The sequence below is a fragment of the Pseudochryseolinea flava genome (genome assembly GCF_003286915.1).
Lineage (GTDB): Bacteria > Bacteroidota > Bacteroidia > Cytophagales > Cyclobacteriaceae > Ohtaekwangia > Ohtaekwangia flava.
On the sequence record NZ_QMFY01000002.1, the window covers coordinates 203,564 to 227,908 of the forward strand.

General features: G+C 44.0%; 16 protein-coding genes. 4 read left to right on the forward strand and 12 right to left on the reverse strand.

Going from position 1 to position 24,345, the window contains the following annotated elements; all coding sequences use genetic code 11:
• Positions 1–23: 23 nt before the first annotated feature.
• Positions 24–4,430, forward strand: a complete 4,407-nt coding sequence (locus DQQ10_RS06175) for a hypothetical protein (protein ID WP_165823813.1) — start codon at positions 24–26, stop codon at positions 4,428–4,430.
• Positions 4,431–4,440: 10 nt separating this feature from the next.
• Positions 4,441–6,549: a fibronectin type III domain-containing protein gene (locus tag DQQ10_RS06180; protein WP_112745959.1), complete on the forward strand. Its 2,109-nt coding sequence runs from the start codon at positions 4,441–4,443 to the stop codon at positions 6,547–6,549.
• 42 nt (positions 6,550–6,591) lie between these two features.
• Here the strand turns inward: DQQ10_RS06180 and DQQ10_RS06185 are convergent, their stop codons facing one another.
• The 12 genes from DQQ10_RS06185 to DQQ10_RS06240 form a co-directional block, all read right to left on the reverse strand.
• Positions 6,592–7,470: an alpha/beta fold hydrolase gene (locus DQQ10_RS06185; RefSeq protein ID WP_221409680.1), complete on the reverse strand. Its 879-nt coding sequence runs from the start codon at positions 7,468–7,470 to the stop codon at positions 6,592–6,594.
• A 113-nt stretch (positions 7,471–7,583) separates the two neighbouring features.
• Positions 7,584–8,009 (reverse strand): NAD(+)--rifampin ADP-ribosyltransferase, encoded by a 426-nt coding sequence (gene arr / locus DQQ10_RS06190; protein WP_112745960.1) that lies wholly within the window; start codon positions 8,007–8,009, stop codon positions 7,584–7,586.
• 108 nt (positions 8,010–8,117) lie between these two features.
• Entirely contained in the window at positions 8,118–8,771 is a 654-nt protein-coding gene (locus DQQ10_RS06195; protein WP_112746234.1) for a DUF2461 domain-containing protein, read from the reverse strand.
• A gap of 5 nt (positions 8,772–8,776) precedes the next feature.
• On the reverse strand, positions 8,777–9,145 hold the full coding sequence (locus DQQ10_RS06200; RefSeq protein ID WP_112745961.1) for a VOC family protein: 369 nt from the start codon (positions 9,143–9,145) through the stop codon (positions 8,777–8,779).
• A 74-nt stretch (positions 9,146–9,219) separates the two neighbouring features.
• Entirely contained in the window at positions 9,220–10,038 is an 819-nt protein-coding gene (locus DQQ10_RS06205; RefSeq protein WP_112745962.1) for a helix-turn-helix transcriptional regulator, read from the reverse strand.
• 18 nt (positions 10,039–10,056) lie between these two features.
• Positions 10,057–11,697 (reverse strand): hypothetical protein, encoded by a 1,641-nt coding sequence (locus DQQ10_RS06210; RefSeq protein WP_133259554.1) that lies wholly within the window; start codon positions 11,695–11,697, stop codon positions 10,057–10,059.
• Between the two features lie 13 nt (positions 11,698–11,710).
• The gene (locus tag DQQ10_RS06215; protein WP_112745964.1) at positions 11,711–13,399 is read right to left on the reverse strand and encodes a CsgG/HfaB family protein; all 1,689 of its coding nucleotides are present in this window, start codon (positions 13,397–13,399) and stop codon (positions 11,711–11,713) included.
• 115 nt (positions 13,400–13,514) lie between these two features.
• Positions 13,515–18,356, reverse strand: coding sequence for a DNA repair ATPase (locus DQQ10_RS06220; protein ID WP_112745965.1), 4,842 nt, complete (start codon positions 18,354–18,356; stop codon positions 13,515–13,517).
• 136 nt (positions 18,357–18,492) lie between these two features.
• Complete coding sequence (locus tag DQQ10_RS06225; RefSeq protein ID WP_112745966.1) at positions 18,493–20,520, reverse strand: flotillin family protein; 2,028 nt, start codon at positions 20,518–20,520, stop codon at positions 18,493–18,495.
• A gap of 58 nt (positions 20,521–20,578) precedes the next feature.
• Entirely contained in the window at positions 20,579–21,253 is a 675-nt protein-coding gene (locus tag DQQ10_RS06230) for an OB-fold-containig protein (protein WP_112745967.1), read from the reverse strand.
• A gap of 28 nt (positions 21,254–21,281) precedes the next feature.
• The gene (locus DQQ10_RS06235; protein WP_112745968.1) at positions 21,282–21,983 is read right to left on the reverse strand and encodes a PspA/IM30 family protein; all 702 of its coding nucleotides are present in this window, start codon (positions 21,981–21,983) and stop codon (positions 21,282–21,284) included.
• Between the two features lie 35 nt (positions 21,984–22,018).
• Positions 22,019–22,411, reverse strand: coding sequence for a YbjN domain-containing protein (locus DQQ10_RS06240; protein ID WP_112745969.1), 393 nt, complete (start codon positions 22,409–22,411; stop codon positions 22,019–22,021).
• A gap of 101 nt (positions 22,412–22,512) precedes the next feature.
• Between DQQ10_RS06240 and DQQ10_RS06245 the strand changes: the two genes are divergently transcribed.
• Together DQQ10_RS06245 and DQQ10_RS06250 are read left to right on the forward strand one after the other, a co-directional pair.
• Positions 22,513–23,190 (forward strand): helix-turn-helix domain-containing protein, encoded by a 678-nt coding sequence (locus DQQ10_RS06245; RefSeq protein WP_112745970.1) that lies wholly within the window; start codon positions 22,513–22,515, stop codon positions 23,188–23,190.
• A gap of 304 nt (positions 23,191–23,494) precedes the next feature.
• On the forward strand, positions 23,495–24,337 hold the full coding sequence (locus DQQ10_RS06250) for an SDR family NAD(P)-dependent oxidoreductase (RefSeq protein ID WP_112746235.1): 843 nt from the start codon (positions 23,495–23,497) through the stop codon (positions 24,335–24,337).
• Positions 24,338–24,345 lie beyond the last annotated feature (8 nt).

Sequence of the window (24,345 nt, forward strand, 5' to 3'; positions counted from 1 at the left end):
AACAAAAGCATAAGATAATCGCTATGAAACGATTGACAATTATAGTAGTACTCTTTGGATGCATACTTTCTATGGAAGTCAGTGCTCAAGGGTGGGTTATTGCAGGAACTGGCGGCGTGTCTATCAATGGCGAGGACCCGTCGCAAATCTACGTGCGCCCAGGCGCGTCATCAGTAAGCATCTCTGGATTCGGCGGAGCTTATGTCTACAGGTCAGAAGAGAACATTGGGTACTTTAAAATGTCGGGCACCGGCGCCTTACCCAGCGGTACGAAAACAGTAAGTTTTTCCTTGGAAGGCGATGGCCCGTCTTTTGGTGATTACACGGTAACAGGAAGTAGCAGTTATAATTTCGGCACCGGGATCGGATGTGGAGCTATAACTTTTTTTTCTAATCCAGCCACGAACAATCCAAGCGTTTCGGGATTTGTAACACTCTATTTTTTCCCGAGGATGACGATCACTGGCCCAACTTCGACGTGCGGAAATATTACGCTAACAACATCAAGGTGTGATTCAGAATCCTCTGACCTTACATTGCAAACTGACATTCTATGGGAAGTGAGCGACACGCCGACCAGTGCATGGGTTCCCATCACGAAGGCAACAGGGGCTTCAACAGTCACGATGACACCATCAGAATTTAGCACGCTGGGGCTAACCAAGTTTGGTAAGAAATATTTTCGAGTAACAGGTGTACCTGGTACAACAAGCGAAGTCAAAATCATTGACGTTTACGTCGCGCCGCCTACAATAAGCCTGACACCGCTCGATCCAAAGTGCAACAATGATTTTACCGGATCGATAAAAGTAGACATTTCTAGTACTGATCCCGCAGTGAATCAATTTACGTTGAGACTGTTTAAACCATCTGCAGGCGACCTCATCGGAACTGACTACCCGCTCACCGCTGGCCAAGTTACAACCACAATCACCGGTTTAGACTATGGCGGATATACGGCGCAGGTAACAAATGTTGCAGCCGGTAGTTGCAACACCACTTCCTCAACTACCCTAATCAATCCCACTAAAGTCAACGTGAATTTTACAACCAGTAATTACAACGGATATGGAGTAAGCTGCAACGGAGGTGCGAATGGTTTTATAACGATCAACGGCACCGGAGGAGCTGGAGGCTATTCCAATTTTGCCTGGAACACAGGGAAAAACTCCCAAACAATTACTGGACTTAGCGCTGGATCATACACCGGAAGTTTAACAGATAGTAAAGGCTGCGCCGCTTCAGGCAACATCACGCTCACTCCACCCCTTCCCCTGACAGCTACGCTTAGTGCAACCACCAACTACGGAGGTTACGCCGTCCAATGCTGGAATACACCGAACGGTGGCATGCGTGTAACGCCAACGGGTGGTGTCTCAGGATATACTTATAACTGGAGCACGGGCGCAACATCATCAACAATCACTGGACTTGCTGCGAGCACTGCGTATAGCGTAACCGTTACAGACGCCAATGGCTGTACAAGATCCTCAAGTCTTACCTTAACTGCACCAACGCCAATCGATTTTTCCATTCAGCAAGTAACACCGCTTAATTGCCCGGGCGATGCAAATGCAGCGCTGCAAGCTAACCCTGTCATGACGACCATCATCGGTGCGGCTGACTACAGTTGGTCTACTGGTGCCGCCACGCAAAGCATTTCAAATGTCGCAGCGGGCACCTATACTGTTACAGTTTCTGATGATCAAACCTGTAGCACGACTAAATCTATCACCCTGGCCCCGCCACCTGCGCATACCGTGGCCGTTGCGCCTACTTCAAACTTTAATGGCGCATTTATAAAATGCAACGGCCAAGCTAATGGTGTGCTAACAACCACCGTACGCGACGCTACCAACACGATTGTTACAGCGCAAAATTACGAATGGTTCAAGGGCACAACTCCGCTCGGCTCTAGTCCCTCACTTTCATCACTCTCCGCCCTTGACGAAGGGATGTATAAAGTCGTTATCACATACGGATCCGGATGTAAAGCTGAACGCCAATATTTCCTAGGCGATCCCGATCCTATGATCTCTTCTATTTCCCCAACAACAAACTATAATGGTCAACCAATTAGTTGTGCGAACCTTACCGACGCAAACCTCAGAGCAACTTCTTCTGGTGGAACTGGTGCCCACACATACACTTGGAACACGAGTGCCACAGGAGCCTTACTCACGGGGGTCGGCGCTGGAAGTTATTCCGTCAATGTAACGGATCTCAATGGCTGTGTCGCTACAGCAAACTACACACTCAATAACCCTTCTCCTGTAGTTGCATCCATCGCTTCGGTTTCTGATTTCTCAGGGTATGGCGTATCATGTAACGGATCTACAAACGGTGTGATTGTTGCCGAAGGATCAGGGGGAACAGGTGAGTATAGTTTTAATTGGAGTAATGGAAAAAACACCGCATTGAATAACAACCTCCCTGCGGGGAATTACACGGTTACTGTACGTGACGAAAATGGCTGTAGTCATGCAGTTCAACAAACTTTAACGGCTCCTTCTGCAGTTACAATAACTGTCGTCGACAAGAAAAACATAAACTGTTTCAATGGCAGCGATGGTTACATCAAGCTATTGGCTGGTGGAGGCGTTGGCAGCTTTCAATATTCTAAAGATGGAAGTACGTGGCAGAGTAATGATACATTCACAAGTTTACCACAAGGCAACTATACACTCCGAACGCGTGATGCGAATGGATGTAGTATCAATACAACTTCATCGCTTACGCAACCTGCGCAGATTACCATTTCGTTTACCGATGTTGTCGCTGCGACTTGTAGCAATCCAACCGGATCTGCGAAGGCTGTCGTCGCAGGGGGAACTGGCGCTTATGCCTATTTGTGGCAAGATGCCTCGTTAAATACCGTTGATAGTGATGCGCAGCTGTCAAACGCTCCTGGAGGAATCTACACGCTCTTCATCAAAGACGCAAACCTTTGCGAGCGTTCTGCTAATGTTTCAATTTCCAGTGTCGATGGTGCGCAAGCGACATATACGACGGTGCCGTCTAAATGTTTCGACTCGGCAGATGGAAGTGCACGTATAACGATTACCTCTGGTGTCGGACCGTTTTCTATTACCTGGCCCGATGGACAAACAAATCTTCAAGCTGTTAATCTGAAGAAAGACACTTACGCCGTTTTAATAAAAGATGCCAACAATTGTACCGTCGTGAAAAGTATTGTGGTTCCAGGCCCGAACCCTATGGCTTTACAGATTCAAAACTCTGTACACCCGACCTGCAAAGGTTCATGCGATGGACAAATTACGCTCACTGCAACCGGGGGTGTCGGTGGTTACGCTTACCAATGGAATAGTTCGAACAGCGCTACGCAATCTGATCTTTGTGCAGGTAGCTATACCGTTATACTGAAAGACGCGAATAACTGTACACTGCAAAGCGATATCTCACTAAGCGAGCCCGATGAAATTGATTTAAACGTTAGCAACATTACGATGCCAAGTTGCAAAGATAAATGCGATGGCGCACTAAGCATTGAAGGAACTGGTGGAAACGGTACCTACACCTACAGCTGGAACGTGGGCGGTACAACCAATAGCATGAGCAACCTTTGCCCTGGAGATTATTCAGTCGTGGTCGCTGACAAACTCGGCTGCAGTAATGAGCTCTCCATAGAACTTCCGAACGCCCCCGATCTACCAATCGACCTCGGCGGCGGCGCAACAGTTTGTGTTGGTCAAGCTTACTCTCTGCATGCGGGTAACAACTGGAGAACTATTGTATGGGGAAGCAACACTGGATTATCTAGTGACGAACCTTCGATAACCGTTCATGAGTCTGGAGCATATTGGGTTGAAGTTTCGAACGAGTTGGGCTGTGTTGGTCAGGATACGTTCTTACTAGAGACATCGAACGATCTACTTAACGCTTCATTTATTATGTCGGGAGAAGCGTTCGCGGGCGATACGATCATTATGATAGATGTTTCATGGCCTCTGCCTGAAAGCATTCATTGGACACTTCCAATGGAGATGAACAAAATTGAAGATCTCGGCGACGTCATCTCAGGAACCTTTAACGACCCTGGTACTTATCAAATACGGTTGACAGCCCACTTAGGGGAATGCTTAGGGGAAATCGCAAAATCGATTTCTATTCTTGAGCGAATCGAAGAAAACGAAGGCGGAAGATTGGGTTATGAAAAGTACGTGAGAGCCTTCACATTACATCCTAATCCCAATAATGGTTCGTTCCAAGTTTATGTGGAGTTGGCCGAAAAAGAATCAGCTACACTTAGCGTGTGGCATAGTAGTGGCCGGTTGATAAAAACTTTTCCACTAGAAGGGAACAATGTTTACGCACCATTTCTGAATACTGGAAACCTTTCCCCAGGCGCTTACATACTAAGATTAGACCACCGCAAAGGAAACAATTACATCCGGTTTATCGCCCATTAAGCAACATATCATGCACTCTGAAATTAAAGTCTTCAGCACACTCATAAAAAAAATTGCACGTATAATCATTGCATGCTGGTGCTTTTCGATTTTCACAACACCGAACTTTGCTCAAGACTCCACCGCCGTCGGGGAAGAACCAATTGGCGTAATCGCCCGCCCATCTGCAGACTCGATTGCGTTACGGTGGGCACCAACCAAAGCCAGCCATTGGCTTACAGCAAACAAATTCGGATACATCGTCGAACGCTATGCCGTCGTTAAAAATGGCGTCATGCTAAAGGTTCCTGAAAAAACTATCCTTTCATCGTCACCGATAAAACCATGGCCAGAGGAACAGTGGGCGAAGTATACCAGTAGCAAGTATGCGATGGTTGCCGCGCAAGCTTTATTCGGCGAGACTTTTGAGATCAACATTGAGCAAAGTGATGTCATGCAGATCGTCAACAAGTCTAGAGAAAACGAACAGCGTTTTTCAATAGCTTTATTTTGCGCAGACATGTCACCGATCGTTGCAAAGGCTTCTGGATTGTATTACGTCGATAAAAATATTCAACCCAATACCAAGTACTTGTATCGGATTAGCGTTCAAACTCCCACGGATACACTGCGGGGAAGTATTTTTATTGACACGAACGAGAAGTATGTGCTTCCAAAAGTCATCGAAGCAAGTGCCGAGTCATCAGCCAACATTGTTTCACTCAAATGGAATCAACAAACAGGCTCGCGCCATTACACGTCTTACAGCATTGAGCGATCTGAAAACGGTAAAGATTTTTTAGCATTGTCTGATATCACCAATGTGGGTGTAACAAATCAAGGGAAGCAAGATCCACGTTACCAGTACGCATCCGACACGCTTGCCATGTTAGACAAGGAGTATAGCTACCGTATACGTGGAGTGACGCCGTTTGGTGAACATGGACCAGCCTCCGACATTGTAAGTGTAAAAGGAACACAGCTTGTGACTGCCAACGTATTTATTACTTCCGCATTGAGCACCGACAATAAAACGATCGATGTACAATGGGAATTTCCGCAAAGTCAAGAGCTTGGATTAAAAGGTTTTGAAGTCACGCGCGCACAAAAATCTTCGGGTCCCTATAAGTCAGTACACCGCGACGTACTACCTGTATCATCACGCGCCTTCAAAGACATCACTCCTGAACAGACAAGCTACTACAAAGTAAAAGCACACACGCTCGATGGCCGAGAGATCACATCAATGCCTTATCTCACGCTACTCGTTGACAGTGTTCCACCGGCCACGCCCACTGGACTAAGCGGCAAGGTAGACCAAGAGGGACGTGTCAGAATATCATGGAAACCAAATCCAGATTCCGACATTTATGGTTACCGTATTTACCGCGCATACTATAAGAGTGAAGAGTTTGCACAACTTACCGCCGGCCCACTGCAAGACACGATCTTCAACGATAGGGTAACGCTAAAAAGCCTCAATGAAAAAGTACACTACAAAATTATGGCGATCGACAAAAATCAAAACCATTCTACCTTGTCGGCAACATTATCGCTATCTCTGCCAGATAAAGTTCCACCTATGCCACCGGTATGGCTCCCTGTAAAATCAATCGCTAAAGGTGTTACATTAACTTGGTTACCTGGCGGAAGCGAAGATGTAACGTCGTATGCTTTGTATCGAAAGGAATCAACTGGATGGAAAAAAATATTCTCTACACCCGCTAATAGCAACGACACGAGCTACACATACACAGATACCACACTACAAACAACAGAAGCTCAACATTACACTATTCTCGCCATTGATGACGCTGGTCTTGAATCTCCCCCGTCACCAGTGGTAAGCGGATTTAAATTGCCGCAGAACAAAGAAGCTGTAAAACTAAAACTACTTCCACTGGATAGATCAACAAAACAAATTACAATAGCTTGGTCACACACAGGTGGTAACGTCGCCAATTATCGTATCTACAAAAAAATTAACGACAACGCTTTGCAGCTCTATAAAACCACACGTAACAAAGAGTTTACAGATACAGCCTTGTCACCCGGGCAAACCTATACCTATCAGGTAATGATTGTATTTACTAACGGAGCGCTTTCTGATCTGAGTAAAAAGGTTGTCGTGGATTACTAAGGTGATTTTGTAGACTCAAACTGATAACTATAATTTAAAGGGCTACCGCCCACCACTAAAAAAATCCGTAAGTATTGGCGCCATTACTTTTTCATCTACTTGATGATCCTGTCCTTCAACAGTCCGGCGTTTCGATTGCGGAATAGCGCTACCAATCTTTTCGGCGGATGTTCGCATAAAAGGCATCTTCTCCAAACTTTTTTCACCATCCATCACCAAAATTGGTACTTTGATTTTTCCGATGCGCCCGGCTGGCACGGAGCGATCATCACCAACGATGGCCACATCATACAACAATGTATGAGCTAAACTTTTCATCTCCGCCCACTGTGGAGATGCTTTCAGTGCTACTAACGCTACGTCTGGAATGCCGACGAACTTCAAATGATATTCCACTGCATCGCCGTTGCGACTTGAGGCAACGTACTCTTGTAAAGTATCGGCATACGCCTTCCAACGCTCCTTCTCTCCTACGCCTTCGTCATATGGTGCTTCGTAGATCGCTAGCTTAGTAACTTTGTCGCCGAGCGTTGCAGCTGCTTCAAGCGCAAGACACGCACCCGATGAAATGCCATACAAAAAAGCAGAACCGCCCGCGTGATCGATCAGAGCTTCAATGTCATCAATCTCCCGCGCAACCGCGTAGGGTTTCGTATCTTCGCTTCCTCCACGACCACGTCGATCATAACTAAATACCGTAAAATGATCTGAAAGCAATTCGGCAAGTTTACCATGATCTTTGTGAGAAGCCAACGCCCCACAAATCAAAATGACAACCGGACCGTTGCCAGACTTTTTAAACGCAATCGCTGTTCCATCCTTTGATGTTACCTTTTGCATATCATCCTCCTTTGTATTTGATGCGCACCCAACTATCGCACCAATGACTGCACTCATCAATATTGTAGCAACTATTCTCATAGGACATTCATGATCGTTATGAGAGGTGAGCTCTCCCACACTGCACAAAAAACGAAATGCCAAACTAGCCGTCGGCGAAAGCATTGAACATCGTAAAGACGTACAAGCGCCAACTACTCATCATTCAACGAATCGATTCCCTCAGCTTTAAGTTTCGCCAACGCCGCTTTCATTGCATTCACTTGCTCCGGTAAGTGGCCTTGCCATACCGTGACCTCACCTACAACCTTGAAGGGACGCTCCGAACGATAGGACATGCTAGGATTCCCTGGAAATTTTTTATCCGTCAAATCAGGGTCATCCTCTATCGGCCCTGTTGCTTCTACCAAATAAATTCTTTCCCTCCCTTCACCCATGGCAAGTTCAGCACCCCAAACTGCCGCATCTAACGTAGATGTGAGAAAAATATATTTGGCATTCTTTTGCTTGCCATAATTTGAATTGAAACCTGCAGTAACAAAATCACCGAGCCGGAGATCGGCCTTTGTGCCATGAAAATATGTTTGTAAAAACGGCGTGTGCCCTACGGTATTACTCATACTGTTTATCAAATTTGTTAGATGGTGAAGGTACACAATTGAACCATAATGGTTAACACAACAGAAAGCCTTCACGAAAACATGAAGGCTTTCAAAATTTTAACGCTACTATGCAAGCGACGCATTAATAAAGCCATTCAACGGCTTCAATGATCGATATACCTTGGAGAACTTTTTACAAGCGTCTCCCTCTAAGATCGCTTCGTCTGATACTTGATGAACACCTACGAAATGCTTTAACTTGAGGTACTCGCCCATCGGGTCATCTTTTTCAAACCCCAACGGGACACGTTTCATTTTCCCTTCCTCGCTTAACGCTCCGAAATGCTGACAGAACTTTTTATCCGAAACAACTTTGATAAACGATTCTGCATGGCCAGAAATTTCTTTTCGCACATTCTTCAATGCTTCATTCTCCAACATATAAATACCGCCCGCTAAAAAAGATTTCCCTGGCTGCAAATGAAAATAATATCCAGCGCGTGGCTTCCCTCTTCCATTTACGATACTTGCTCCAAAATTAATTTTGTACGGATCTTTATTATGTGAGAAACGTGTATCGCGATGAATCCGAAAAAGAGATTTTCTCGCATCAACACCGCCAATCTCCTCATCAAACGTTGCAATCTCAGCAATCAGTTTTTCCACAAATAACACCATGTCTTCTCGCGCCGCTTCATATTCATGCTTGTGTTCATTGAACCAATCACGGTTATTATTGCGAGCAAGTTTCTTCAGAAAGGATAGTGTCGAGGCATTCATATACATTAACGAAGTGAATGAACTGCCATTTTATTTCCTTCAGTGTCAATAAAAATTCCGATGTATCCTACCTCAGCACTAATGTGTGTTTTGGGAACAATCACTTGTCCTCGATGACGCGAAACTTTATCCAATACATCTTGTAAATCACCACCGCCATTAAGATACGCCAATACGCCATGAGCAGCAGGCTTGTAGTCTGCACCTTGCACAATTGCACCAGACGCATTTGTACCATCACTCGGGAAAAAGCCCATCTTTGTCCCTGCCATTTCCGTTTCGTTAATCTCTAAACCTAAAATGGCTTTGTAGAATGACACCGCACGACTAAAATCAGTCGCCGGAATGTCAATAAAATTCACGAGGTTTTGCATTGTCTATTTGATTTTGTGTATGGCTGCAAAGGTGCAATGCCAACAAAATCAAAAATTGTAAAAATGGGACAATGCTATTCAGGACTATCAAAAATCAACGACATCTTCAAATGGTCACCATAAAAAGCTTTGGGCGTGATACCCGTAAACTCTTTGAAGTCTTTAATGAAGTGCGCCTGGTCAAAATATTCCCCTTGACAAGCCAGGTCCATAAAATTTGTAGACTCATGATGTAACAATGTCTTCAGCATCGCTTGCAGCCTAACTGTTTTGGAAAGCTGCTTCGGACTTAAGCCGATTGCCGACGAAAACTTGCGGACCAGTTGCCTTCGATTGATATTATTTTGCTTAGAAAGTTCATCAATAGAGAGTTGCCCATTCTTTGTCAATATCATTTCCACCGTCGATTGAACGATATCATCAATTGTGTTTTCGTCTTCTAATCGATTGAATAAAAAATCCTCCACAAAGCGTATCCGCTCTGACGTCGTATTCGCCATCAGAATTTTTTGAGATATCTCCTCTCCTGCTGTACCGAATAATTTATCCAACGGTACGGCCGTGTTTTCCATGTCTTTGATAGGCATGGTGGCAAAGGGAAGAAATCCATAGGGATGAAAACAAACAAAGAAAGTTCCTGTCGATCCTACAGGCTCTACATCAAGTGGCTTCGTCAGTTGTCCGATAACAAAACATCTCGGCAAAAGAACGCTCACATCTTCTTCATCCGTGTACCGCTTGTAGGCATCGCCGTAATGAAAAATCATTTTCATACAACCGTCTGGAACGATGGTGTTCCGTTGGGGTGTATGCCCTTTGGGGCTTTCCAACGTCCAATAACATTTAACCAATGTTGCTAAATCGCTCGCCGGTTCAAATATTTTTGGAATCATGGTCATCAAGAATTGCGATCACCGGTATGTCTTACGCACCGTTACTGGGTCAAGCGCAAGTCTATTTTCCTCATAGCGCTTCGACCCACACTCGTTTTCATAATCGCGAATAAATGGCTCAAGCGGTTGCACGCCCTCCTTCTTCAGATCATAGGTGCCCTTCAATACTTTCTCCTCCACAGTTGCACATGTGCCTTTTATCACTTCGGCTAATTTCTTTTTATAGTTTGTCACGAACGAAGCACCATCGTTAGAATCAAACGTCTTGTACAGAACCGGTTCGCGATTTCCGAACTTAAACCAAACGTCGGTGGGTGACGTCGACAACACCACAAGCTGCTCAGAAGCATACACCACTCTTGTTTTACCATTCTTACCAAACGAATACACTTCTCCTCGAATGCTCGCAAAACGAACCGCGGCATAGGGAGCATGAAAATCTCGTCGCGTGCCTCCGTTGGGAACGAACGATACAAGTCCTTTATTCAGATTAACATCAAACTCAACAAACTTTCCAAACGTGGTATCACCTGTTGAAAGAATCAGGAATCCTTGTTCTAAATAATTCGATTCTGTTGTGGCTGTTGTCGACGTCTTCTTCCCTAAATCAAACACACTCGAAGGTGTCGTATTGGCACTCTCACTTTTCAAGTAGATACTTTCTGGATTACTTTCAACTTTAGCCTTGTCTGCAAGATATTGATCTTTCATTTTCTTGCGCTTCGTTACCTCGTTTCTCAACAAACCTACATAACCTGGTTTATAATCATTCGCTTTTGCCTTATCGAGGTACGCGACCGATTTATCGAAATCGTCGAGGTAACAATAGGCGGCAGCAAGGTTGTACGTACACAGAAAGTAATACGACTTTTCATCCTCATGTGCAGAAGGATTCAACGTTGTCATCTTCTTCTTCCAAAATTCAAGCGATGGCTCAATTGCTTTAACCAAGGCAGCACCATCCGACGATTGAGCGAACGCACCTTCCAATGTCTTGACCGCTGTGGCATAGTCGTCGTACGTCTCAGTTTTTGAAGGCTTCACCGCATAGAACTCTAATGGATGTTTCTCGCGATAAGTATCAAACAAATCCTTAATACGAACATTGCATGCTTCTATGCCTTCGTTAATAGCAGTAGTAACGGCACCCACAACTTCTGTCGCTTTTGCTTGTCTCCTAGGAATGTCAGTGGTACCGCCCGTCTTAAAACTAGAGCCGCTAAGGTACGTTTCTTTTTGAATCACAACATTCCTGCTGTCCAACACCTCAAACGTGACCTCAATAGTATACTCTATGATGGTGTTAAAACTTGCACCCTTTAAATCATCAATTGATTTGATCACAGTCGGCGAAGCGAACTGATACAGCTTAAGGTTCCCGTAATGCAGTCGAATCATAAGGTCGGCATTTGATGCTACGCGACTAAACCCCTCCAATAAAATTCTTTCTGCAGGGCTTTTTACGCGATTGAACTCAATCGAGTCTAATCCCATGCGGTTTGATTTAACCGTGTATGTCTTCATGCTTGCAGGAAGTGCAACGATCGGATAATGAATCGACGTGCCGTTCACGGTCTGACTTTTTACTTTTTGTGCCTGAATGTAATTCGACAACAAACACATACTAGCGACGATAATCACGAGCAATTTATTACGCATAACCAGGGGGGATTTATTGTTTGAATATATAGCGGATTCCGACATTGTAAAAAAGGCCGGAAAGGTCTACACTGCTGTAGGGAATAATCGACGTCGGCGCCGTCACTTTTTCGGAGTCTTTGTCTGGTTTAATTTCATACGTCCATTTCGAAAATTTTAGATGATCGTAAGAAACGCCAGCGACTATACCAATACGCCCAACTTCGTAAACAAAGCCTACATTGCCAGCCAAGAAAATAGAACTCGACTTAAGATCATCCGCGTGGTGACCGCTGATTATCCCGACAACATCATTTGCAAGTTCTTGCTTTAATCTACCATAGCCAGCAGAGCCACCAACAGAAATAAAAAACTTCTCAGGCACAACTGGGTACTCATAACTCACATCCAAATACGCTATCCACGTTTTAAGTGGCGACATGTTGTAAAAATCAAAACTTAACGTCGTCGACAAATCTCTTTTCAAATTCTTCACTCCAATCCCAGCGCTCAACACTGTGACTTGTTCAATATCATCTGTATCGGACAAATATTCCGTATCAATATTGTATTCCCCTGTCTCGTTCTTAACAGCAACAGTACCCGATGGCGCGGTGGGCTTCATGCGAACAGAGAACGGCGCGCGATAACGCACTACCAAAAAGTTCTTTCGATACGTTGCGTTACTTGATTCTGTTAACGGTGTATTCGCTGCAACATTTTTATAGCCGCTGATGATCTTTCCTTTTGCGTAGTTAGCATGGACTTCGGTAACATAAATTTTCGCAACGGTTTGTTCTTCAACCAAGGTCCTGTCATCCGTCTTAATTTCGTTTCCGCGTGTCGCAGTATAGATGTCACCTTTTTCAAGACCGAGGTCCTTACCGCCATTGATAATTACCCGTTCTTTCTCTCGCTTCTCTACCTTTAGCACATTCAACTCGCGTGCGAAAGACTCCACCGCATCATCCTTCAATGTGATGACTGAAAAATCCCCCGTCAGCAGTCGTCCAAAAGCCTCATTGTCCGACACCTTGATGATTTTTAAGGATCCGCGTTCGTTTCCCTCTGGCGATAAAATCTTAAATACATCAAATTGCTTTACACCATCCGAGCTTCCTCGATCAAGCGTAATCACAGGCGAATTCAATTCTTTTACTTTTGCTTTGTTTGGAAATTCCTGAATGAGCTTTTCCATCAATTGCTCACTGACCACACGAATGACTTGGTTAATAGAGATATCCCGATCTTTTAAGCTCACCGTAGATTCAGCTTTCAACGCCTCACGGTAAATACCCGTCTCCAGATTCACAATCTTTAACGCGACTTGTAGATGACTCGAATAATGATATTCTATTTCATTTTGAAATGTCTTTGTTGCCACACGATCGCTCGCGAACTGAACGATTGATGCATCGATATAATACTTCGCGCCTAACATTTTACCAAGATTGATCGCCGTAGAAGGATCGATAAAATCTTGTAATGCAAGCTCACCTTCGATATTCTTCCAAATCTCCGGAGAACGGTTTACCACGTTAAATCTACGCTGCGCAACCAACGCCTGTAGCAATGTCTCATACAATGTTTGTTTGTAAGCTAATCCAAGTGTACTGTTGCCAGCATTCACTTCCTGGAATACAATTGTGGGTTTATCTTGACCGACTACATGAAGACTGGCAACCAGCAAAGTTAACCAACATAAATATTTCACGACGCTCATTGGGGATAATTGAGCGACAAAATATACAAATCGTCAGTATAAAATAGGTAGACGTAACATAATTAATCTAATTTCATCTTTTGTCACCCCATAATTTTCCTGCAATGCTGTACGATCACTTCTCCCCCTTGATCGCATTCGCAATGGCCTCGAGGTGATCATTAAACGAATTCAATTGCACCAACATTTGCCCGGACGTATCGCCTTCGGCCACCATTCCAAATTTATTATTCTTCACAAATATCTCTTTGATCTGCTTCCAACGTAACGCTTCTGGTTCACTGAGGAATCCTGCAATTTCCTTTAAGCGCAATAAATTTGCTTCCGCATCTGACGTGAGCGTCTGCGATTCACCTTCATAGTGAGACAATATCAACGTACTCACTTCATCTGCGTTCATGAGTGGCACAATTTTACCAGCCATCTTATTCATGTTCCGGTAAGAGCCTTGAAGCTTGAACGCCGGCTCCGTCCGATACGCGTCTTTCATCGCAGCGCTCGCAATGTATTGTTGATTCACCTGCATCACAACATCACGGATGCGCATGATGTTCTTGAGAACTGCGATGGCGTCGTCTATTTCCTGCTGATTATAGTTCCCTTCGACCTCCGGCAACAATTCACTCTTCGTTTCTACATACGTGATTAACTTGTATAAATCGTCGAAGCTGCGATTACTGATACGTTGCAAATAGCGATTCTCAGCAACACAGTTCTCGATCAAACTAAGTCTGAACAACTGCTCTGAACTGCCGATCACATCACCGAGGTTATAAACATCTGCACGGTTCGACAACATGTCGGGTATTTTAAACTGCTCGCCGCTCTCAGTGTAAGGGTTGCCTGCCATCACTACACAAAAACGTTTTCCACGTAAATCGTATGTCTTGCTTTCTCCCTCGAAAATTCCGTCCATCTTACGCTGACCATCGGCAAGCGAAATAAATTTCTGAAGAAACTCTGGACTGCAATGTTGAATATCGTCAAGATAGAGCATAACGTTGTCAGCCATCTCGAAAGATAAATTAATCTTTGTTAGCTCAGCACGTGCTCCTGATGTCGTTGCCTCTTGCGGATCAATCGAAGTAATGCTATGCCCAATCGTGGGACCATTAATCTTCACAAAATGTAGCCCCATCGTCTTCGCTAGATACTCCATCAACGTTGTCTTACCATATCCTGGCGGTGACACCAATAACAACATACCCATCCGTGCTGTACGCTTATCGTCACCAGCCGCGCCAATTTGTTTTGCAAGATTGGCACCGATCAGCGGAAAATAAACTTCGTTGATAAGTCTATTCCGCACAAATGAACTCAGCACCTTTGGCTCAAGTTCACCGATCTTTAACTGTTGTCGATAGTCACGCACCAACTGCTCTTTTAGCTGATTGAAAGACAAGAACGCAGGAACGATCGTTGAGAAGTACTCCCGTAACTTACTCATAAAATGATGGAACTTCAGCACGTATTTGCCTTCACCTTCAATCACGGTATGTGTGCCTTTCATGCCTGTAAGTTCAATACCGTCCGCCGATGCCCGCTCTTTGTACGCATGTTCTTTAAACAGCAGCATGCACGCGGTTTCATCAACGTAAAGTGAGTCTGCCGTTACCGCTTGTGTCTGAATAAATGCATGCAGCCAACTTTGAATAATATAGAAACGCTCTCCTGTATGAAACTCCTTGTTACTTATCTCCTGCGAAAAGACAAGCGCCTTACGCTGTGCGTGCAAATAATCATCGAAAGCCTTCTTCAGATGCATTGCCTGCTGACTGCATGTAAAATGTTTGGCAATAGAAAGTTCTGCATATAAATACTGCGCAACATCATTTGCATCGACATACTCATAAGGGACTTTCGATTGACGAAATTGTGATGATAACTCGTCACCAATAAAGCCAGCACGTTTACTCATTGGGAAACTTTCTTGAATAGAATAGGCCGCACTAATCAATTGCTGCAATTTATTTCGGACGCCTTCCTCCAACCCGAACCAAAACAACTGCGCGGCTACACGCACACCAGGAGCATATTGAAGAATTCCTAACTCCGTCTGAAGCGTCTTCAGTCCCTGATAGATCAGGGCGGCATCGGTGTTATGTACGCCTTTTAAATAAGCCGCAGCATAATCGCGTTCGGTACGATCATTCAAAAATGCTTCCGCATTCCACTGGTCATTTTGTTTAAGGCTTTCCAAATAGGTCTGATAAGCGAGATATTCAGATCGATAGATCGACGCGTTTTCGGATATCAACTCTTGCTCCCATATCGCTTTATGCTGATATAATGATTCTGCAGATACACGTTTATAAAAACTGGTTCCGATAAGGTGAAAGAATAACTCCTCATTCTTACGCACGATGGTCAAATCGAGAACCTGTTTATTGACGATGAACTTATAACTTCCGAGCGCAATGATATTTTGTCCTTCAACAAAAAGATCTGTTTTGTCTTTCAAATTTCGCAAGGCCGTCTCTTGAGAAACTTTCACTAGATTTTCCAAGTTTTCAGCTTTCGCTACATCACCTAGCTCTCGCAATTCAATCATGAGATTCCGAACCTTATCAACCATCAAGTCCGTCGAAAAGAATGCGTAAATACTTTCTTTGTCGTTAAAGGATTGCGCCTTATTCTCAATGTTCTTTAAAACCCGGAGTCCTATTTGTTCGAGTGCAGTCGTACGCTTATTCAACTGCGCGATCAGCATCTCTTTCTTCGAATTGAAAGCCTTTGTTACTTCGTCACGCTTGTCGGCAATCTTCAGGATGAACTCATCGAAATCAGCAAACTTGCTCTCCAACTCTTCTACCTGTATACCCACTTTCGTAAAGTATTCCTCACACTTCTCTGGCGATGTTGAAAGGTCTAGAAAGTTTACAATACTCTGATCAAGCAAAGTCAACTGAGCATAAAACTGTCCCGTTGACTCTTGCGCTTTAAGGGCTGTCGTCACGCGAACCAACTCTGCCTTCACTTCATTGAGGGAAGCAAAAATTAACGAGATCTTTTCGACAATGCGTGTGGTTTGCGTCGTGTCTTCAATCTTCAAGCTGTTGAGAATGTCGATGAGCATCTCTAACCCTGTAGAAATTTCTTTTATCGTCTGTTCTACAGGATGAGCCTCGATCACCTTCTTAACAATTCCTGCACGCTTCTTCAACTCAGCAACCTGGCTCTCATATGGCGCCAACGCCTCGTCTTTGAGTAGAAACTGAACCGTATCTTGAGAAAGTGCGCTGTTGTATTGCGACAGTACTTCTTTCAGCGCATCAACAGCTTTTGTATCGATATAACGAATATTTTGCAGATCGATTACGGCGCCCTGCATACTTCGTGTCGCAGCAAGCAACTTCACAAGTTGGTCTAATTGTGTAATCGTCGCGCCCTTAATGTCAATCACCAACTGATCCAAGCGCTTCTGCATCGCCAGAAGGTTGTCCTTTGCGTGCTGACGTTGCGCCTGAACTTTTGCAAACTCATCAATCGCCGTGTTAGCAATATTTCTGATTTGCGTCAGCGGGGTCGCCAAATCAAACGTACCCTCATCCTTCAGCCAGAAATATGAATCAACGATATCATTCGTTCGCTTATGAATATCTTCGTATAGATCTTCGTAGCTGTCTTCCTTTTGCAAAAGCTGTATCACCTCCTGACTTTCGCTCATCGCGCTCACAATATCCTTGTTTCCAATTTTGTAGAGCACGTTGTTCGTCATGGCGGTGTTCTCCTGAAGAGTCGCCGTGTATGGTGTCTGCCAAATTTGGACCTGATGATGGCGTACGGCTTCGTTCTCAGATTTAAAGTACACCAGCTTGCCATCATGAAATACCGTAAAACCATTGCAAATAATCGGCGTCTCAACCTGCTGCGCGATCATGTTGTAAGACATCAACACGTATGTATTCAACTGCTTCTGATAGAAGACATACAGAAAGTCTTCACCGTTAGGAGAAGCAATACTATTACTAAACTCTAGCTCGGATACTTGTAAATCAAAAATCTTGTGTTCACCGTTTTGGAGATAATAACCGTTTGGAAATATGATGCCTTGGTTGTCGGGCAACAACACGCCAGCATCTAACAAACTGTTAATGGGAAGCACTTGTTTCGTGCGTACATTAAAAATATATGCACGGAAAGCCTCGCCGTACGGTTTTATTTTGATGGGTATCAAATTGCCCAGATCGGCATAATGATATTCGGCATCATCTAGCTGTTGATCTTTGCTGACAACGGGTTCAGAAAAAATACCCTGCCCAGAATCCGTATTGTTTTCAACCTTGAAAGTAATGTCGCCATGAACGGCTTCAATAAATACTTTGTCCAAAATTGAAATATGCGGATGTACGCCTAATCTCCGGTTATTGAGATCGCTCTTTATCCAATTGAACTCAAACTGTGCTGCTTTTTTTACTTCATGAACACTTCTATCGTCGATGTAAACAAGCTTGTCATCCTTGATTAACCATTTAAAAGCTTTTCGATCATCCGGACTTTTACTCGTCTGGAAAACCATATAGAGATGGTTCTCAGTCTTGACAAATCGTGCAAATATTGATTCACGGTAGTATTTATATAAGTTACCGAAATCTGTAATGAAGTTATCGTCTTCAATTAATGTAAGCGGCTCGGGCTCGAAGTGATCACCAGTAAATTTGTAAATACTGAATACATCACTGAGTGTAATGTTTTCGCGTAAACCAAAATGAACGTTGTATGCGAAAAGCGTTAGATTACCAAAGGCCATGATACCACGCGCCACACCACTGTTCACCGTAGTGATACGTTGATTGCCGATGAGTTGAAATCCAGTGGAATTAAATATTTCCTTTCGCGCGCTGTTGAGCTTTGCCAGCCTTTCCAACAAATTTAACCGTTGTTCTTCCAGTCGCTTCCGGATAATCTCATAGGTTCCGGAATCCAATATTGTATTCGTGCTTTCAGTACCTGCCATTACGAAAAAGATAAACGCTGATGAATATCGTACATCCTGTTAATTAATACCCTCCTAAGCAGAACCGGCAACTTTTTCAAGTCCCGGTTCGCACTCATTGGGGTTCCGCTTTCAAAAGCACATCACGTATGATGTACTAAAGCTTCTTATTACCTAGTCCCAAACTACTTGCCAGGTTCGCCAGATTCAGCAATGATGGCCGATCGGCATCTGAACTTTGCTGCTGCATTTTCAGAATCAAGCTCGAGATCGTTAGGTTTTTAATGTCGTTGGATGTGATATTATACTTGGCCGCAAAATCACGAATGCGTGACAGTAGGTCGCCACTATTTTCACCATCACCAAGTAACGCCGTCTTTAACTGTGTTGCGTTTTCACTTTCGTTGATCAATCGATCGAAACCTTTAGCATTCGATATTTGATTCACAATATTTTGGAAGAACATGGTTTCTCCGCCAACGATATCGATACGTGCTGACTTCAGCGCCTCACCCATAATCGATGCCTGCGCTTCGGCAAGTTTTGTCTGTATGTTGATTTGAGCAAGCGCGATATCTCTATCTTTTGCCAACATGAGTTTGAACTCTTCGTGATCCTTTCCAACGCCGTCCAATTTCTTCATTGCTTCAGCTTTCTCTTGGATACCCGCGGCTTCTGCCAACGCTTTCTCTTTCGTTACCTCCGCTTCGTTCAATCCTTCTTTGCGTTTAGCGTCTGCTACTTTCTCAATCACGGTCGCGTCAACAATACCTTGTCTTTCTGCTGCCTCGGCCTTGGCCAACATTACCTCCGCTTCAGAAAGTCCCTTCGTTGCTTCTTCACGAGCTTGCGCTTCAGCCAAAATTTTGCGTGCTTCAGCCTGTTTCACGGCTGCCTCTTTCTTCGCATCTGCATCGATGATTAATTGCTTAGCTTTCTCCTCAGCAGCTTTCTTCTCCGCTTCAGCTGCCTTCACAGTATAGATTAACTTCTCTTCTGCCTGTTGACTTGCTGCTGTAATGCCCACCGTCTTCTTACGTTCAACTTCGCGGAATGCTTCCAAATCTTTCACACCTTGTTGCTCTTCAACCACACCTTTTTCAAGACGCACGCGGTCGCGAATTACATCTTGGATGTTTTTGCGCTCCACTTCCACAGTCTTCTCTTTCTCAATCTGCGCCAAGGTTACGATCTTCTCACGCTCTGTAGCTTCCAACGCACGATCTTTCTCTACGCGTTCCGTTTCCACTGCATCTGTGCGTTGCTTGTTCTTCGCTGCGATAATGATCTGGCGTTGCTTATTCTCTTCCTGAACTGCAAGCGACTCTTCCGTTTTAATGCGTACACTTTCGGATTTAAGTCTCTCCTCCTCCCTTACTTTAAGGATCTCAGCTTGCTCACGTGACTTCACATTGTCGATTTCTCTACGTTGCTTTTCTTCTTTCTCCGCCATTTGACGCTCTAACTCAAGAATAGCCTCACGCGCTTCAACATCTTGCTTCTTGATGGTTTTCTCCTCATCACGCTTGATTAAATTCGCTTTGATATTCTGCGCAGCAGTAAGCTCGGTGATTTTCTTAATACCCTGTGAGTCGAGGATGTTCTGTGGACTAAGAAACTTTATCTCGGTTTGTTCTAGAAAGTCAATCGCGCAATCGTCGAGAATATATCCGTTAAGATCGGTTCCAATGATATTCAAGATCTCTGTTCTGAATTCACGACGCGCCTCATAGAGTTCTATAAAATCAAATTTTTTACCGACAGTCTTTAATGCTTCCGAAAATTTCGCTTCGAATAAGTTGCGCAGCGTTTCGGTATCACTGGCACGCTCCGTACCGATGATTTGTGCCACGTTCAACACATCGTCGATATTTTTGTTTACACGAACGAAGAACGCCACCTTGATATCAGCGCGAATATTGTCTTTACAAATAAGACCATCTTGCTCGAGGCGATCGATCTGTAATTTCTTAACGGAAATATCCATGATCTCCATTTGGTGGAGAATCGGAATAACATACATCCCTTTGTTGAAGGCAACTTTACCACCGCCAACACCGGTACGCACAATCGCTTTTCCTTGCGGAATTTTCTTGTAGAAATTCGCAAAGGCAATGAGAATAATAAAAATAAAGAATGCGATGCCCCCGAGAGCTAATAAACTGATACCGCCAAGTACATCCATAGTAAAAGGAATTTTTAAGGGTTAAAATAAATTGAGGTATTTTTAAAATTATCTACGATCAAACGATATTGGAAAGTGTGACTTCCGGAACAACCAAGTAAAATTTTTTATCCGCCGATTCGTCTGCTATCATTACGTCCGCGTCATACGCAATCGCCTCGCCGGTTTTACTCCTTACGTTAATGCGAATAATATCACTCTGTATTTTAAGTTCCGCTGCACCAATCGTGTCACCTGAGATTGTACTCTTCATTTTCGCAATCCTTCCCAACAGCTCTTGAGGTTCTTCGCCGTTATAGCCCATCGCATCATACACTTTAATGAGTGGCTTCGTCGCATACCGCGTGATAATGTATGCGAGAAAAAAAATCGGGATAAGTATCGCTACTGATTTCCATCCCCATGCTGCCAATCCGAACACAACGGAGGATGTTAGTGTAAAGATCCAAGCAACAAATTTGAAAACAGAATACACCACCATAAAGGGCACCTTTCCTACATTCACAAACTCAAGCGCTTTCTGAAAAAACGATTTATCAGAAGTGACATCGTCGGTATCAATATCGGTATCGACATCCGCGCCGTGTACACGAACATCTGCATCGACGTCAGCATCGCCAAATAGGTCGCCAACAAAGAAAGTCGTTAGCCAATAAATCGCCGTCACACCCGTAAGAACGGTCATGATGGCATTGCTTAAGGGATGAAAAAGCAGGTCTGTTATGCTTGACATCGTTTCGTGATTGGGGTTGACAAATTCTCTACGATATACCTAATTTTTGCTTGATAGCCTGAAGATCTTTTTCAATTGATACAGAATCATCTTTCAGCAAGCTATCCAGTTCTTCTTTTCGACTATTTCTTTCGCGCGAAATCTCACCATACGCCTTCGCAAGCGCCTCTTGATCTTCCACTTTCGCCTTCATGCGCTCCAGCATACCGATAACCCCATGGTTATCAGCGTGCGCCAATTGTTTGTTAACTTGTTCTGTCGCCTTGCTCACTTTCACCCTTGCCTTCAACGTGCGCAACTCTTTCTCCCACTTCTCCATGTTCTCTTTGAGAATCTCAGTATTCCGGAGCATTTCCCTGGATGATTGCTGCAGCGCATTTACTTGTTCGCCAAGCTCTTCTGACTCTACGTAATAACGCTTGTGGAGCGACAACGCCTCGCGCGCAAGATCTTCGGCTTTCACCAGATCAACATGTCCTGCCTGTGCCTTTTGCATGATCAATATAGCTTTTTCAGCATAACTTCTTGAATCCTGTTGACGCTGAAGTTGATCATTCTCAGTACGAATGGCCAACGCCTTCACCTTCGCATACGCCTCCGTAGCTTCCGCCAAATCCGTAGCCAACTCACGAAGACCCTGCTCCGTCATCTTGATCGGGTCTTCCATTTTATCAACCGCGGCATGAATCTCGGCCTGCCCTATTCTAAAAAGTCTCTTGAAAATATTCATGACTAATAAGTTTTAGGTTAACAATCCTTCCTACACTATAGCTTTGAAAAATCAATTATCTGCTGCGAATACTCGCTCATCAATAAGCCAAGAGAATTCAACGCACTCTCAAATTCATTAAAGTCGATATTCTGAAGCTGCATCGTATAACGAAACAACACGCGATCACCTTCTTCATTAATAACGAAAGCACCGTGGATGGTATCCCGATTTTTTTGCAACAGCTTTTTGAACATCTCCTGATTTCCTTCCTTAAAAGAAAATAGAAACTGCTCCATAATTAATATTGGAGGAGCAATCCCCAGGATGAGGTTGTGAATACCATCGGCTTCATTGTCAATCTTAAGAATGCCATGTTGCTCATTCTTGTAAAGTATTTTACAATTGAGCTTTAAAGCGTATTCTTCGATGGTCTCAAAATGATTCATGAGCGTAATTTCTGCTTGACAAAACAAATCTACTAGACATTTTTCAGAATTGCAAAAAATATTAGCATTGTGATAATAAAAATTACAGCTATCTTTGCGCCATGACAAAGATTGGCGCCAACATCAAGAAGATTAGAACGACCAAAGGGCTAAGTCAACAAGCTTTTGCGGATTTATTCCAATTAACGAGGGGAAATATCTCTTCATACGAGGAAAATCGCGCAGAACCGAGGATCGAAACGGTCGTGCAAATTGCCAATTATTTTAGCATACCACTCAACCAGTTTATCGCTCAGAACCTGTCGATCCATGAAATATTGAAGTATAACGGGGATAAACTCATCGAGGATGAAAATCACATCATCAATCTTCACCTCCGCCAAGTTCCTTTCATGAATGACGCCATCTACATGAAATGCTCTTACAAGGAAATGTCGTTTAGCGACTGGCAAAATTTCCCGAAACTCGTTCTACCGGAAATGAGCAATCGCAATATGATTGCGCTAAGTTTTAACCCGAACATTCCTCACCACACTTCTCTCCCACAGTATAAAATGAATGACGTGCTCATCTTCGAAGAAGTGACACAACACAATATTCACCTCTGCCATCACAAGATTGGGCTTTTTATCTCCGACCATGAAATGATGATCGGGCAATATGACACGAAGGAAGAAAAAATCGCGCTTGTACTCAACGACTTTAAGCACGAAAAATTTGCCTTCGATTCACCCCAACGTTTTTGGAAACTTTTTTCTACTTACCAGCACACATACTAATACAAGTCTCCTTCAGTATTCAATTCACAGTTCAATGTCATTGACTTACATTGAGACATAATGAATCACACCCCGACCTTTTCATTCCCTAAGGTTCAGCCCGCAAATCGAATTCCCCTTGCGGAGCCATGTGAAGATAAATCCATTGCTGAGGTCGTTGGTTAAATCAACGACATTGATTCACGATTCCTACCCTTGCAGCCACCAACATTCCTCAATTAGGCTAAGGATGTCGTGAGTTTGGCTACGCGCGCGACCTGCTACTACTCGATTTTTGCTTCATCAAACAATGAAGCAAAAGCATATGAAGAATCAGAACAACAATAAGGTTTGGTTTATTACGGGTGCATCCCGTGGATTTGGAAAAATTTGGGCAGAAGCTGCTCTTCAGCGTGGCGATTACGTTGTCGCGACTGCGCGTAATGTGAGAAGTCTTGACCCGCTCAAGGAAAAGTATGGTGAGCGCGTACATACTGCTACGTTAGACGTAACGAACGCAGAACAAGCACACGCCATCGTGAAGGAAGCGCACACGCACTTTGGAAGATTAGATGTGGTGATGAACAACGCTGGCTATTCACTCGTGGGAACTATTGAAGAAGCTTCGGCCGCAGACGTAAAAGCGATGTTCGAAACAAACGTTTTTGGCGCCGTCGCTGTTATCCAGGCTGCATTGCCACTTCTTCGGAAACAAGGTTACGGACACATTGTAGGCGTTTCTAGTAACCTCGGGCACGTTACGCTTCCGGTGATTGGCTACTACTGCGCTTCCAAGTGGGCATTCGAAGCAATACACGAAAGCTTGGCTGCGGAAATTAAATCTTTTGGAATCAACGTTACCATTGTAGAGCCTGGTGCCTATGCAACTGAATTTGGAAGTACCGACTCACTAAAATTTGCATCGCCAATGGAAATCTATGGAGACTTCAAAAATGAGTTTTTTGAAACGTTGAAAAGCATGGAACGAGGCGATCCAAAGGCTACACCGCAGGCGCTTTTCCAAGCGATCGATGCAGAAAATCCGCCACTGCGCTTCAATTTAGGAAGCCAAAACCTTTCGTGGGTACGCGGTGCTTATGAAGAACGTCTGGCGCTTTGGGAAGAATGGGATGCTGTGTCAAGGTCGGCACAAATAGTCGTGAATTAAGAACAGTA

What these genes read in the sequence shown, in the direction of transcription:
- DQQ10_RS06175 (WP_165823813.1), top strand. Translation starts at nt 24, where the DNA reads ATGAAACGATTGACAATTATAGTAGTACTCTTTGGATGCATACTTTCT.
- DQQ10_RS06180 (WP_112745959.1), top strand. Translation starts at nt 4,441, where the DNA reads ATGCACTCTGAAATTAAAGTCTTCAGCACACTCATAAAAAAAATTGCA.
- DQQ10_RS06185 (WP_221409680.1), bottom strand. Translation starts at nt 7,470, where the DNA reads ATGAGAATAGTTGCTACAATATTGATGAGTGCAGTCATTGGTGCGATA.
- arr (WP_112745960.1), bottom strand. Translation starts at nt 8,009, where the DNA reads ATGAGTAATACCGTAGGGCACACGCCGTTTTTACAAACATATTTTCAT.
- DQQ10_RS06195 (WP_112746234.1), bottom strand. Translation starts at nt 8,771, where the DNA reads ATGAATGCCTCGACACTATCCTTTCTGAAGAAACTTGCTCGCAATAAT.
- DQQ10_RS06200 (WP_112745961.1), bottom strand. Translation starts at nt 9,145, where the DNA reads ATGCAAAACCTCGTGAATTTTATTGACATTCCGGCGACTGATTTTAGT.
- DQQ10_RS06205 (WP_112745962.1), bottom strand. Translation starts at nt 10,038, where the DNA reads ATGATTCCAAAAATATTTGAACCGGCGAGCGATTTAGCAACATTGGTT.
- DQQ10_RS06210 (WP_133259554.1), bottom strand. Translation starts at nt 11,697, where the DNA reads ATGCGTAATAAATTGCTCGTGATTATCGTCGCTAGTATGTGTTTGTTG.
- DQQ10_RS06215 (WP_112745964.1), bottom strand. Translation starts at nt 13,399, where the DNA reads ATGAGCGTCGTGAAATATTTATGTTGGTTAACTTTGCTGGTTGCCAGT.
- DQQ10_RS06220 (WP_112745965.1), bottom strand. Translation starts at nt 18,356, where the DNA reads ATGGCAGGTACTGAAAGCACGAATACAATATTGGATTCCGGAACCTAT.
- DQQ10_RS06225 (WP_112745966.1), bottom strand. Translation starts at nt 20,520, where the DNA reads ATGGATGTACTTGGCGGTATCAGTTTATTAGCTCTCGGGGGCATCGCA.
- DQQ10_RS06230 (WP_112745967.1), bottom strand. Translation starts at nt 21,253, where the DNA reads ATGTCAAGCATAACAGACCTGCTTTTTCATCCCTTAAGCAATGCCATC.
- DQQ10_RS06235 (WP_112745968.1), bottom strand. Translation starts at nt 21,983, where the DNA reads ATGAATATTTTCAAGAGACTTTTTAGAATAGGGCAGGCCGAGATTCAT.
- DQQ10_RS06240 (WP_112745969.1), bottom strand. Translation starts at nt 22,411, where the DNA reads ATGAATCATTTTGAGACCATCGAAGAATACGCTTTAAAGCTCAATTGT.
- DQQ10_RS06245 (WP_112745970.1), top strand. Translation starts at nt 22,513, where the DNA reads ATGACAAAGATTGGCGCCAACATCAAGAAGATTAGAACGACCAAAGGG.
- DQQ10_RS06250 (WP_112746235.1), top strand. Translation starts at nt 23,495, where the DNA reads ATGAAGAATCAGAACAACAATAAGGTTTGGTTTATTACGGGTGCATCC.